The 12318-nt window shown below is 60.9% G+C and carries 8 protein-coding genes and 6 pseudogenes; 7 read left to right on the top strand and 7 right to left on the bottom strand.

Annotated features, from left to right (window positions below; genetic code table 11):
• Positions 1-179: 179 nt before the first annotated feature.
• Positions 180-728, bottom strand: a pseudogene (locus tag OMK73_RS08300) (hypothetical protein).
• 670 nt (positions 729-1398) lie between these two features.
• Here OMK73_RS08300 and OMK73_RS08295 point away from each other — a divergent pair.
• Both OMK73_RS08295 and OMK73_RS08290 read left to right on the top strand, forming a co-directional pair.
• On the top strand, positions 1399-2685 hold the full coding sequence (locus OMK73_RS08295; protein ID WP_267601601.1) for an NRAMP family divalent metal transporter: 1287 nt from the start codon (positions 1399-1401) through the stop codon (positions 2683-2685).
• A 204-nt stretch (positions 2686-2889) separates the two neighbouring features.
• Positions 2890-3222: pseudogene (locus tag OMK73_RS08290) on the top strand (IS3 family transposase); the annotation flags it as partial.
• Here OMK73_RS08290 and OMK73_RS08285 read toward each other — a convergent pair.
• Entirely contained in the window at positions 3191-3598 is a 408-nt protein-coding gene (locus OMK73_RS08285) for a hypothetical protein (protein ID WP_267601600.1), read from the bottom strand. The pseudogene OMK73_RS08290 and the gene OMK73_RS08285 sit on opposite strands and share 32 nt — an antisense overlap.
• Before the next feature lie 34 nt (positions 3599-3632).
• On the opposite strand from OMK73_RS08285, the pseudogene OMK73_RS08280 reads away from it, so the two are divergent.
• A pseudogene (locus tag OMK73_RS08280) lies at positions 3633-3822 on the top strand (phasin family protein); the annotation flags it as partial.
• 1491 nt (positions 3823-5313) lie between these two features.
• Here the strand turns inward: OMK73_RS08280 and OMK73_RS08275 are convergent.
• Positions 5314-5640: a hypothetical protein gene (locus OMK73_RS08275; RefSeq protein WP_267601599.1), complete on the bottom strand. Its 327-nt coding sequence runs from the start codon at positions 5638-5640 to the stop codon at positions 5314-5316.
• 177 nt (positions 5641-5817) lie between these two features.
• On the opposite strand from OMK73_RS08275, the pseudogene OMK73_RS08270 reads away from it, so the two are divergent.
• A pseudogene (locus tag OMK73_RS08270) lies at positions 5818-5999 on the top strand (transposase); the annotation flags it as partial.
• A gap of 194 nt (positions 6000-6193) precedes the next feature.
• Here OMK73_RS08270 and OMK73_RS38965 read toward each other — a convergent pair.
• The 3 genes and pseudogenes from OMK73_RS38965 to OMK73_RS08260 all read right to left on the bottom strand — a co-directional run.
• A pseudogene (locus OMK73_RS38965) lies at positions 6194-6297 on the bottom strand (site-specific integrase); the annotation flags it as partial.
• 307 nt (positions 6298-6604) lie between these two features.
• Positions 6605-6817 carry a hypothetical protein gene (locus OMK73_RS08265; protein WP_267601598.1) on the bottom strand — a complete coding sequence of 71 codons (213 nt, stop codon included), beginning with the start codon at positions 6815-6817 and terminating at the stop codon, positions 6605-6607.
• A 413-nt stretch (positions 6818-7230) separates the two neighbouring features.
• The gene (locus tag OMK73_RS08260) at positions 7231-7587 is read right to left on the bottom strand and encodes a response regulator (RefSeq protein ID WP_267601597.1); all 357 of its coding nucleotides are present in this window, start codon (positions 7585-7587) and stop codon (positions 7231-7233) included.
• Between the two features lie 209 nt (positions 7588-7796).
• Here OMK73_RS08260 and OMK73_RS08255 point away from each other — a divergent pair, with 209 nt between their 5' ends.
• Positions 7797-8126, top strand: a complete 330-nt coding sequence (locus tag OMK73_RS08255; protein ID WP_267601596.1) for a PRC-barrel domain-containing protein — start codon at positions 7797-7799, stop codon at positions 8124-8126.
• A 418-nt stretch (positions 8127-8544) separates the two neighbouring features.
• Here the strand turns inward: OMK73_RS08255 and OMK73_RS38960 are convergent.
• A pseudogene (locus tag OMK73_RS38960) lies at positions 8545-8754 on the bottom strand (transketolase); the annotation flags it as partial.
• 228 nt (positions 8755-8982) lie between these two features.
• Here OMK73_RS38960 and OMK73_RS08245 point away from each other — a divergent pair.
• Together OMK73_RS08245 and OMK73_RS08240 are read left to right on the top strand one after the other, a co-directional pair.
• Entirely contained in the window at positions 8983-10062 is a 1080-nt protein-coding gene (locus OMK73_RS08245; protein WP_267601595.1) for a glycosyltransferase family 4 protein, read from the top strand.
• Positions 10063-10078: 16 nt separating this feature from the next.
• A complete protein-coding gene (locus tag OMK73_RS08240) occupies positions 10079-12289 on the top strand; it encodes an amylo-alpha-1,6-glucosidase (RefSeq protein ID WP_267601594.1) in 2211 nt (736 codons plus the stop codon).
• The last annotated feature ends 29 nt before the right edge of the window (positions 12290-12318 follow it).

Below are 12318 nucleotides of genomic sequence, written 5' to 3'. Positions count from 1 at the left end.
AACTTAGGCATGAGCCCCCGCGTCGCTGCTGGGCTTGCGAACCGTCGCATATTGCACCGAAATCAAAGCTACCCCGGGAAGCTCATCCTATTTGGCGCTGATGGAGGAAAAGGCGCCACAACGCCTACCAGCGCTGCCACTCAACGTTTGGCTTGCGGCGGGAAGGTGGCACTGCCCGACTACTTGCCGTGCTTTGCCTTCACGTCAACCGTACACTTTTCCTTGGCATCGCCGGACATGGCATCGCATTCCTCCCTGTCGGCCTTGTACTTAGTCGTCCAGGGCGTCCTTCTTGGCTTCGCGACTAGCCTCCGCGATATCTTTGCGGGTGCCCGTGGCGGCGGCCTTCTCGACCCTGACCGCGCTAAGCGCCTTCTTGTGAGCCACCTTGACTTTCTTCACGCAAACATCCTTGTCTTTGCCCTTCCTGTCGCCGCACATTTCCTTAGCCACGTCGTAGTCTCGGTCGGTCTTGACCTTGTGTGCCTTTGCTTGCGCCTTTGCTGTGCCGGCGCGCGTGGCTTTGGCGTTGGCCTTCGCAACATCGCGATCCCGCTTGGCCTGCGCTTTGCAGACATCCTTGGCGTTGGCCTTCATGTCGCCGCATTTTTTCTCGCCATCTTGTATTGAGCGTCGGCCTGCTTCACCGCGGCGTCGTAGTCTGCCTTCACACCCTCGGACGCAGCTTTTGCAAGCGCAGAAGTCGTCGATGCGGTAGCCTTATTCATGATCTTGATCCTTAATAGTGAATTAAAGAGCGTAAGAACACGCGTCGGGCGCTCATTTCAGCATGGAGTGCCCGGCGGCACGGATCACCATTGGGATCTCCATTCACCGATATTCGTCCTGAGTCGGCATGTCCTTCGCGAGGCGTCACAGTAAGACCTCGGTTGTTCCCAGGCATCTGCACGACTCGGCGTCGCCCTGCCCAGTAGACCCTGACATTAGTCCGCAGCGCTGTCGGTACGATGACGGACAATTCGGACAACTTTATCGGCAGCGCACCGCGTTCCCGTTTGTGGCTGTTTGGCCTGCTGCCGATGTAGACAGCCGCCGCCGGACTGCAAGCAGGCATCGCGGCTATAGATCCGTGCGATCACAGGCGCCTCTGCCGCGCACGACCGCCGGCCGGTTGCCCAATCGCCATCCCGCGAGTGAAGAGTTTCAGCGAGCGTCGCGGCATCCGTGAGGACATACTGGACACTGTGGCGCACGAGCAGAGACACAAGCCCGCCAACCAGCCTTCGAGAGTCACCATGACGACTAGTGGGCGCAGGTCCGCGTTCACAGGCCGGCGCCTTAAAGGTGGTGCCGACATGGCCACGGTCGCCCCATGCGCAAGTTGAATGGCTTATTCGCTTCTACAATCAACCACTGTCGCACCACTTCGAGGCGTTTATGGAACACGACAGGATCCCGTCCTCAACGGTCGACAGCGAAGCTGATTCGTGGTTTGCGAAGCTTGGACCAGGCCTCATCACCGGGGCGGCGGACGACGACCCGAGCGGCATCGCCACCTATTCGCAGGCGGGCGCGCAATTCGGCTTCAACATGCTGTGGACCGTCCTGTTGACGTATCCGCTGATGGTCGCCATTCAGATCGTGAGCGCAAGAATTGGACGGGTGAGTGGTCATGGTCTCGCGACGAATCTGCGGCACCATTACCCGCGGTGGTTACTGTATGGCACCGTCGTCCTGCTGCTTGTTGCGAACACAATCAACATCGCCGCCGACCTGACGGCCATGGGCGCGGCCGTGAATCTGCTCATCGGTGGACCTACGCGAGCTTACACGGTCGGACTGGGTGCGTTTTCGCTGGTTCTGCAGGTGTTTGTACCGTACCACAGGTATGTCCATGTCCTCAAATGGCTCACCCTGACACTGTTCGCCTATGTCGGGATCGTCTTCGCGGTCCAGATCCCGTGGGCAACGGTGGCGCTGCGGGCGGTGTTTCCGCACGGATCGTGGGGCGCAGGCTACATCACGACAGTGGTCGCCGTGTTCGGCACCACCATCAGCCCATATCTGTTCTTCTGGCAGGCGTCGCAGGAAGTCGAGGAACTGCACGCAAAAGAAGGACAACAGGCGCTCACGAGGATGCCGTCGCAGGGTCCGGCAAACCTGAGCCGCATCCGCATGGATACGTCGATCGGGATGGCGTTTTCCAACCTCATTGCGTTTTTCATCATTCTCACCACTGCGGTCACGCTGCATGCACACCACATCACCGATATACAGACTTCAACGCAGGCCGCGTCCGCGCTGAAACCAATCGCGGGCGAGTTTGCGTACCTGCTCTTCAGCGTCGGCATCAGCGGCACAGGCCTGCTCGCGTTGCCAGTGCTGGCGGGCTCGGCTGCCTACGCAATGGCCGGCACATTCCGCTGGAAAAACAGCCTCGCGCTCGAACCGCAACTGGCGAAACGATTTTACGGAATCATCGTGCTCGCGACAGTCGTGGGCCTCGCGCTCGACTTCACGTCACTCGACCCGATCAAGGCGTTGTTCTGGAGCGCCGTCATCAATGGCGTCACATCGGTGCCGATCATGGTGCTAATGATGCTAATGGCGTCGAATACCAAGGTCATGGGCACATTCGTCACGCCCATTTGGCTTCGAGCTCTTGGATGGCTTTCTGCCGGTGTGATGGCTGCCGCCGTGATCGCGATGTTTATTTTCATCTGAGAAGGAGAGCTCACTCTGGCGGCGTCGACATAGGTCCCAGTCCGGACAGAGAGGATCGCCAACCTCGAGTTGGACGACCGCTACCCCTCACGGCCGATCTGCAAGCGGAGGCTGGCGGATCGTCGGGTGCCTTTGCGGCCATTCGAAGCTCGAGTCTCCATGATCTCCTTCGTGGAGACCACGCAGCCATGCGCAGCTTAAAGGCGGGCGGCGTACGGCTCGCCAAGGAGGCTCAGGGAGATTCGCACGCGTGGTTTTCCAGCAGGCAAGGAGCGGGTCGAGCGGCTGATGGGTGAGAACGATATCCGGGCACGGCACAAACGCCGCTATCGGGCGACGGCGGACTCCAAAACACGCGCTGCCGATCGCGCCTAACCGGCTTGAACGCAACTTCATGCCGGCTGCACCGAATCAGGTCTGGACAGCGGACATGTCTGGACCGCTGAAGGCTGGCTGTACCTAGCAATCGTGCTTGGCCTGTTCAATCGCGAAGTCGTCGGTTGGCTCAGACGACAGACAGCGGCGCAGGCGACAGATCGAGCATGATGCGAAGCTCGACATTGTCGGGATCGCGCGGCTGCCAGATGCGACCGATGACCACAAAAATGATTGGCTGTCCGGGGAACTGAATCAGGTCCCCAATTACCGGCGCAATCGCGCCTGTGTGAGGCGTGAGATCCAAGGCGATGTCCCTCGCTGCGGCCTGAGCGGCGGGCGTAAACTCTAAGGTAATCGTAAGTTTCATACGAAGCGCTTCGTGGTCGAGGTCCCTCGATTGTTCCATATCTTTGGCAAGATGCCTGGCCTTAGGTCGGGGATCGCCACAAGTTCTCATTTTTCTCACTGATCTGCTTGGCATGTGGGCCGATTCGCCCCACATCCGCGGGCGCTGATAGAACTGCTCGCGCTTCAAGTCAACTTGTGATGCAGCCGATCAGCGAGAACTTGAGAACATTCTGTCGTATGGCCTTCAACTGAACGAAATCGCGTCAGCCACGCGAGCCGAATTCGCCAAGGTCGCCATGGCGCAAAACGAAGCACACAATCGCGGGATGCAAGAACTCCGTCGATAACGTCGCGAACAGTACGCGGTCGGGCTCAGAACCCGCCGTTGCTGAGCTGGCGTCGGTGATCAATTGGCACCCGCTTCGGCGCACTGCGTGCCCAGGTTAGTCCATGGAGCCTATGTGCCAAAATATGATCCTCGTGCTGTCTGCGATCCCCTTCCTGGTGAGCACGGGCGTGGAAATGGCTCAGTCGTCGGACGTGCGTACGGACCAAGGCTCTAAAGGGAGCCGCATTATGCCGGGGCCGGGCGCGCCATCTGGGAACATGGCCGGGGGCCACCCCCACTAACCCCGGCGGACTCGCGCGGAATCCGCACGACGTGCCTGCCGTGCCGGAGACCAATGGTGGACTCCCGCCTGCCTAGGCGGCAAGCCAAAGGCAGCGCCGGAAAGCGCCGGAAAGGCTGACAGTGGCGGGTTGCATGGCAGGGAGCGCAAAGATACAGGTGGGGCGACGATCGACCAAAGTCGCGTCCCGGACACAAAAGCGCGTTGGAGAGCCGATGTGCCACAGCCGCCACTATCTGTTCCAGTGTGACCTGGAGCGGCTCGCGGAAGAATCATCCCGGTTTCCTCCCGCAAGTCGGCGTCCGTGCCGGCCGACGTCGACGAACTCAATCCTAAAGGCCGGCCCATGACGCTTGCCAGCGTTAGGCAGCCCTCTAGCGTCAGCGGTCTTGTGGAGGCAATGCGCGCAACCGATCGAGCGCTGTAATAGCGGTATTGCACTCGTCTTCGTTGTGTAATCGTTGGGCGTCGATATAAGTCAGTATCGATCTCACCAAGGTGTTCTTGTCCTCACATGTTGGCGCTGATGTAGTGTCGCACTCCGCCTCCAACTCCGATAGCAAGCTTTCCCGGATCAAGTCAGTGAAAAATCTACAGGCGGAGGTGTGGAACCTGCTCTCAGGGGACGCGGGGGAGCGTCGGTGACTGCAGCCGCTGGCCCGAGGATGCTACCACCAAGGTGATCAATCGCATTTCTTATGACGATGGGTAGATTAGTGCGGCAAGTTCACACCTAGACAGAATGTATTGACCTGCCTCCTGCTTGAATCGGCCTTCTCCTAATGCAGTTGCTCTTGCACTAGGGTCTGGACGAAACGCCAGCGCATCCTATACTGAAAGACCGCATCCGGGTTGGGACCAGATCTGGCCAGCACGTGTTCCAATGCATGCCGGGGCGTGACGGCAAGCCCGCGAGGGCGAGCCATCCCGGTCGTCTCCGTCTATTTGAGGATTCGACCGGGATTCGTTATTACGCGACTTTCGTAAGCCACTGATTTCTAATCGTTTTTCGGCTTCGACACGTGGAATGCCCCTCCGCTTTTTTCCCAGAAAGCCCACGAGTCAGCCTTGTACTGATCGCAGGCCCATTGCTCATGGTGCTGGGCGCACATGGTTAGCAGGCTATGGGGACGGTGACCGGGTGACTGACCGGCGCGCCGTGTTCTCCGATGGAGCTCGGGTAAGTGATTCGGGGCGTACTCCAATGGGGCCTGCACGGAGGGCTGCCGGTAGCGCGTTGGCTGGCCAGAAATTAGTGTGAATTATTGGGTAGCTAGATTTCGAGTGATCGAGAGGTGGCATGCGGCCCGAAGCGTGGCACTTGCACCCTTTCAAAAACGCGGCATTCCGCCGCGCCATGGAGAGCACGATGGGACAGCAACAGCAACCCGGCCAAGGTCAGCAAGACCAAAGCAAGCAACAGCAGCAATCCGGTCAGCAAGGCGGCCAGTCCGGCAGCCAAGACCAGAAGGGCGGCCAGCAACAGCAACAGGATCGTGGTCAAGGCCAGCAAGGCGGCCAGCAAGACAAGCAAGGACAACAGGGCCAGAAGGCCGATCAGGCTGGGCAGAACCAGCAAGGCCAGAAGGGTGGCCAGCAAGGCCAGCGCTGACTACCTGCTGGCATAGAGGCTAAAAGCTCGCGGCGGCAATCCATGCCGCCGCTAGGCGCCGCCTCCGCGTGCATGCGTGGAGGCGGCTTTTTGCTTGATGAGCGGCAGCATGTCGGCGGGCAGCACCTTCGAGGAGGCCGACCTGAAATTCAATACCTTCGTTGGGCGGCACGGCATACCGCTGCGGAGTTCGTCGCCTTCTTGACCGATGTCGTGGCCAATCGCCTCGCGGTCAAGAGATACATGTGATCGCCGACAACCTCTCCGCCCATAAGACCAAGCAGGTCGATGCCTTTCTGGCCGAACATACCAACGTACATATGCATTTCACTCCAACATACCCCTCAATTGTGGCTCTGGGCCTCTGGTTTAACGCCACCTCAAGCCTAATCCACGCCGCTTGAGTAGCGCATGAGTTTTCGCTTAAGGTCGGTCCGGAGGTGAAGATGCCTCGAGCAATGGCATCGCGTTCGTTTTTGGCGAACCACAGCTCCACCTGGTCGAGCCAGGAGGAGGCTGCCGGGGCCGTTTTACGCAACAGAGAGGTCGTCGAGACCGAGGCATGGCGCAAGTGGTCCCGCGCCGTGGTCAGCTCCGCACACGCGCCAGGGCGTGCGTTGCATGCGTGTGCCTGAGCCAGTCCGGCGCTTTATAAGGGAAAGGCTTGCACGCCTCGATTCGTCGCCCCGACAGCGAATCGAATCAAGGTGTGCAATAAGGCGACCGAAATGAGCTCTCGGTCCACATTCGCCACTACAACAAGCAGCCCAAGCCCGTGAAATGGAAATACTTCGATCCTTCTCGGCGAATTACTTCAAGTTCAAACGTTACGGCCCACTAGTTGTCAGACGAGCGACGGCCAAGGAAGCACCGCGCTCCGATTATGACGCCAAGGCCAAGTGCAATGGCAGTTGCCCTCGCTGGCTGATCCGTAATCAGCGCTGTGAACCGCTCATTGCACTGGGTCCATCCTTTTTTCCGCCGTTCCGCTTGACGGTTCCGAATTTGATCTTGCCACCGTTCTTAGAAACTCCTGCTTCGCTTGTTCCAATGTCTCGCCGGATAGCGAGGGGACACGCCGTAGTAAATCGTCCAATGCGGTTTCGAGAAGGCGGTTCTTCTTGTCGGCCGGCTCAGGTTGAAGTGCACCGTCATTTCGGTCCATCGAAGTCTCCTACTGGTTAACGGGTGGAACTGCCTGTTCGACCCGGAAGGCGGCAGATTCCTGGATCGCGGCGGACGGGCGGTATGCACTTCTTGAAAATGGTAGGTGGCACAGCCTTCACACGAACAGGGCCCCCGCCGGCGCAGAAGGCGGAACCACGGGGCGGAATCGGTGGCAGGATCATTCGGACCTGCCGAGGGAGTAAGGCTGCTAAAAGGACGTCGGTCACACCGCCCAGCCGTCGCCATGGCGGACGACGTGGATATTCGGATTGGTGGTCATGGCTGTCTTCTGAAAGTGATTTTTTTCAGTGTGGGACGGCCATCCGGCTCCGCCATCAGACGCTATCCGACATGCTGTGCGGACGAGCGAAAGAAAGCCCGCACAGTGAGGGGTGGCGGGCTTATGGGGACTCAGGTAGCGAGGTAACGACTTGGCCTATTGCTCCACGAAGCGATGAACGTGTTCGATTCGCCGAGATCGGCGGGCTTAACGAGATAGTGGTCGAAACCCACGTCGCGTGACCGACGCCGATGCTCCGCCTGCCCATATCCGCTGAGGGCAACCAATAGCACATGGCTGTGTTCTGGCATCGAGCGGATTCGATGCGCAACCTCGTAGCCATCCATATCAGGCAACCCAATATCGAGCAGTACCACGTCGGGCCGAAAACTTCGCACGTAGCTTTGTGCGGCCTCGCCGTCCTCCGCGACTTTTACCTGCCCACAAAGTCTGAGCAGCGCCGCATCTCGTAACAATTGTTGGGACACGAGGGGCGAGAAACTAACGTTATAAGAAGGGAGGAGACCTCCTGACAGGCTGCCAAGGGAGTCGTTTGCAAACGGGCTATGGTGATCTCAAGGGTGCCCTCAGGAAATGTGATTAGCTCATTTTTTAGGGAGACGAACATGAACTATGAAGAGCGCGATACTTATGGCATGTACCGAGGCCGCCTTGGTGGGGGCCCGGCCCCCACCTGATGGGTGCCGACACGTTGGTTGGGAACGACGTCTACAACCACAAAGGCGAGGATCTGGGCGACATCAAGGAAATCATGTTGGACATGCGCACCGGCAAAGTGAGTTATGCGGTGTTGTCATTCGGTGGGTTCCTCGGCATGGGGGAGAAGCTGTTCGCCGTGCCATGGAACGCGTTGACGCTCGACACGGCGAACAAGCGCTTCGTGCTAAACGTGGAAAAGGCTAGTCTCGAAAATGCACCAGGATTCGATAAGGACCAGTGGCCAGATATGGCCGACCAGTCCTGGGCGATGCAAATCCATTCGTTTTATGGCACTCAACCGTATTGAGACGAACCGCGCATATAACCTAATCCTGCTGCCTCGTCCGCGCGGCTTCTTAAGCGCGGACTGGCAAGCGCAGGTAATTGTATCGGCTGCTCGATTGTTGCTTGCAGTACCTCCGTAACCGTCCGATCAGTCAAGTCATGTCCAGACCATGAACCTTCGCGTAAGCTGTGTCGCTTCAGCAGGCCCTGACATCGAGCCGTCTTTGGCCATATTCAGTTCCCTGCACGACACCCGAAAGTGGTTCACTATCTGCCAGGCATGACTGCTTGCCGCAGCAGCGACTCCAGCATTCCACGCTGCCTGTCACACGTCTGACTTTCCGCGTTGCGCTAGTGGCTGATTGAACCGTGCGCCGGTGGCGGCGACTCAATGTGGCTAAGCAACCCGCCGCCTTCAGGTCTCGGAGGATTCATGCCGGGCCATCAGCTTCGAATGTGTCCTGCTTATTGGGAGCCCCGAAGCCGAGATGCGACCGCAGGGTACGCCAACCATAGGCCTCGAAGCGCTTCGCAGTGTCCTCGGTAAAAGTGATACCCGTGCTTGCGGACAGTGTGATGCCATTGTCGTCATACAGGTAGATCAGCTTGCCCAAATACAGATCGCCAGCGAGGGAAGCGGCTTCGGACGCGGCTGGCGGGTCACCCAACCGCAGATCTTGTTTAATGAAGGCGAACTTCCTGCCGCCTTGAACTAATGTGGAAACAGGACTTCCGCTCGCTGCCCGAGCAGCGCCTTGCCGCGCACCTACACGCTGGGCACGACGGCGTGAAGAAGTGCCGACTATTTTGCCTTTCATCAGTCCAGGCCCTGTCGCGGTCATCCAACCCGCGGTACTGCTACACGACCCGGGGTGCCAATGAGGATTGCGCAGATTGCACCACTAGCCGAGTCCTGCCCGCCCAGCCTGTATGGCGGCACGGAGCGCATCGTTTCCTACCTGACCGAAGAACTGGTGCGGCAGGGCCACGAAGTCACGCTGTTCGCAAGCGGCGACTCGGCCACGCGTGCCGAGTTGGTACCGTGCTGCGACATGGCGCTGCGCCTGGATACGCGCGTGCGGGATCGGTTGCCGTATTACGTGATGATGCTGGACCGCGTCATGGCGAGTGCCAGCAGCTTTGACGTGCTGCATTTCCATATCGACATGGTGCATTTCCCGTTGCTGCGGCGCGTGCCCGTGCGGGCCGTGACCACCTTACATGGCCGTCTGGACCTGCCCGACCTGCAGCCGTTCTACGTGCACTTCCCGCATTTCCCGCTGGTGTCGGTCTCCAACGCGCAGCGCGCGCCGATGCCGCCGGTGAACTGGGCCGGCACCGTGCACCACGGCCTGCCGGCGAACCTCCTGGCCTGCTGCGCCAATCCACGCGGCGACTACCTGGCATTCCTCGGCCGGATTTCGCCGGAGAAACGCCCCGACCTTGCCATCGAGATTGCGGCACGCGCCGGAATGCCGCTGAAGATCGCCGCCAAGATCGACAAGGTTGACCGCGACTACTGGGAGAGCACCATCCGCCCCCTGGTGGCGGGGCACCCGGAAGTCGACTACATCGGCGAGATCGACGAACATCACAAAGCCGCCTTCCTTGGCAATGCGCGCGCGCTGCTGTTTCCCATCGACTGGCCGGAACCGTTCGGGCTGGTGATGATCGAGGCGATGGCGTGCGGTACACCCGTAGTCGCGTTTGCGTGCGGCTCGGTGCCGGAAGTGATTGAGGCTGGCGTTAGCGGCTATATCGTGCGCAGTATTGATGAAGCGGTGGCGGCGGTGCATCGCGCGGCCACACTGCCGCGCGCCGCCGTGCGTGCAGCCTTCGAAGCGCGTTTCACCGTCGAGCGGATGGGGCTCGAGTACGTGCGCATCTACCAGAGCCTGGCGGAACCCGGCGACGCAGACGCGTCGGAAGGCGGGTCCGGCGAACCGGCGCTCGCGTGAACGGAGGAATCTCACCATGCTTACGGACCCCAATGAACTACCCGTCAGCCCGGGGCTGGTCGCCGGTGCCAACCATGTCGCCCAGTTCTACATCCCAGCGGCGGCGTCGCTGCAAGAGCGGCGCCCGCGCACGTTAAAGCACGGCGACACCTTCGCGCTGTTCGACCACAACGGCGATGCGATCGGGGCACCTGGCAGCCCCGAAGGACTGTTTCACTTCGATACCAGGCACCTGTCCTATCTGCGGCTAACCATCGACGGCGAGCGCCCGATGCTGCTGTCGTCAACACTGCGCGACGACAACGCCGCGCTGACCTGCGACCTGACCAACCCCGACCTGTTTGATGACGATGGCAAGCTGAGGCTCGAGCACGACCTGATCCACCTGCGCAGGTCGCGCTTCCTGTGGAATGGCGCCTGCTATGAGCGGCTGAGCGTGCGCAACTATGACGAGGTGTCACGGCGCGTGCGCGTGGATATTGCCTTCAATGCCGACTTCGCCGACCTGTTCGAAGTGCGCGGCACGCGGCGGCTGCGGCGCGGCACCGTGCATGCGCCGGTTGTCACGGGCGCCGCGGTCACGCTGAGCTATACCGGCCTGGACCAGGGGCGGCGCGAAACCCGGCTCGCCTTTGACCCGGCGCCGGCCGAGCTAGGTCAAAACGGCGCGAGTTTCACCCTGACGCTCGAGCCGTCGTGCTCCCAAGTGCTTCGCATGGAAATCCGCTGCACGTCGGTGCAGCGCGAGGCCGAGGAGACGCAATCCTTCCTTAGCGCACTTCTCCATTCGCGGCGGGAGCTGCGACACGCGACACGCCGCGCGGCATCCATCACCACCTCCAACGAACTCTTCAACGAGGTGGCGCGGCGCAGCGTATCTGACCTCTACATGCTGCTGACCAACACCGTGCACGGGCCCTACCCGTATGCCGGCATTCCGTGGTTCAGCACGGTATTCGGGCGCGATGCGCTAATTACGGCGTTGCAAACGCTTTGGCTGGATCCAGAGATTGCCCGCGGCGTGCTGCAATACCTTGCCGCGAAGCAGGCGGAAACAGTCGATCCCGAGGCCGATGCCGAGCCGGGCAAGATCCTGCACGAAATGCGCCATGGCGAGATGGCACGACTGGGGGAAGTGCCGTTCGGGCTCTATTACGGCAGCGTGGATGCCACGCCGCTGTTCGTGCTGCTGGCCGGCGCCTACCTGCGGCGCACCGGCGATGTCGAGACCATTCGCACGCTGTGGCCGAACATCCAGGCCGCGCTGGGCTGGATTAGCGACTATGGCGACCGCGATGGCGACCTGTTTGTCGAATATGGCAGGCAGTCGCCGGAAGGCCTCATCAACCAGGGCTGGAAAGACAGCCGCGATTCGGTCTTCCATGAGGACGGGCGGCTCGCCCCCGGCCCGATTGCGCTGGCCGAGGTGCAGGCCTACACCTATGGCGCCTGGCAAGCCGCTGCGTCGATCCGCGCGGCGCTGGACGACAGCGAGGGCGCAGCGGCCTACGCGGCCAACGCTGAATTGCTGCGCGACGCGTTCGACGCGCGCTTCTACGACGCGGCGCTGGGCACCTACGTGCTGGCGCTGGACGGCGACAAGCGCCCCTGTCGCATACGTGCTTCCAATGCGGGCCATACGCTGTTTACCGGAATCGCGCTCCCCGAGCGCGCGCCCTCGGTGGTGGCCACGCTGATGGAAAGCACTTCATTCTGCGGCTGGGGCATCCGGACCGTGTCCGCCGATGCGGCACGCTTTAACCCGATGAGCTACCACAACGGCTCGGTATGGCCGCACGACAACGCACTGATCGCCGCTGGCATGGCGCGCTACGGCTACCATCCGGAAACCAGCCGCATCTTCGAGGGTCTGTTCGCTGCCTCCAACTATATCGACCTGCGACGCCTGCCCGAGCTGTTCTGCGGCTTCCCGCGCCAGCGCAGCCAGGGCCCGACGTTCTATCCGGTGGCCTGCGCGCCGCAGGCCTGGGCGGCCGCCGCTCCGCTGCTGCTGTTGCAGGCCTGCCTGGGGCTGAACTTCGACACGCGCGAGCCGGCGATCACCTTCGAGGATCCTTCGCTGCCGCCCTTCCTCGACGAAGTGGTATTCCGCAACCTGGCCGTCGGTGGCGGCAGCGCCGACGTGGCGGTGCGCCGCTCTGGCGAGCGTGTGGTGGTCGACGTGTTGGCCCGGCAGGGGCCGATCCGGATAATCACGCGGAACTAGCCGGCGCCAGCTTCCGTGCCTTTACGCCA

The sequence above is a fragment of the Cupriavidus sp. D39 genome, from assembly GCF_026627925.1.
Classification (GTDB): Bacteria; Pseudomonadota; Gammaproteobacteria; order Burkholderiales; family Burkholderiaceae; genus Cupriavidus; species Cupriavidus ulmosensis.
This window is presented reverse-complemented; position numbering and strand designations above follow the sequence as displayed.

What these genes read in the sequence shown, in the direction of transcription:
- OMK73_RS08255 (WP_267601596.1), top strand. Translation starts at nt 7,797, where the DNA reads ATGGGTGCCGACACGTTGGTTGGGAACGACGTCTACAACCACAAAGGC.
- OMK73_RS08240 (WP_267601594.1), top strand. Translation starts at nt 10,079, where the DNA reads ATGCTTACGGACCCCAATGAACTACCCGTCAGCCCGGGGCTGGTCGCC.
- OMK73_RS08245 (WP_267601595.1), top strand. Translation starts at nt 8,983, where the DNA reads ATGAGGATTGCGCAGATTGCACCACTAGCCGAGTCCTGCCCGCCCAGC.
- OMK73_RS08265 (WP_267601598.1), bottom strand. Translation starts at nt 6,817, where the DNA reads ATGGACCGAAATGACGGTGCACTTCAACCTGAGCCGGCCGACAAGAAG.
- OMK73_RS08295 (WP_267601601.1), top strand. Translation starts at nt 1,399, where the DNA reads ATGGAACACGACAGGATCCCGTCCTCAACGGTCGACAGCGAAGCTGAT.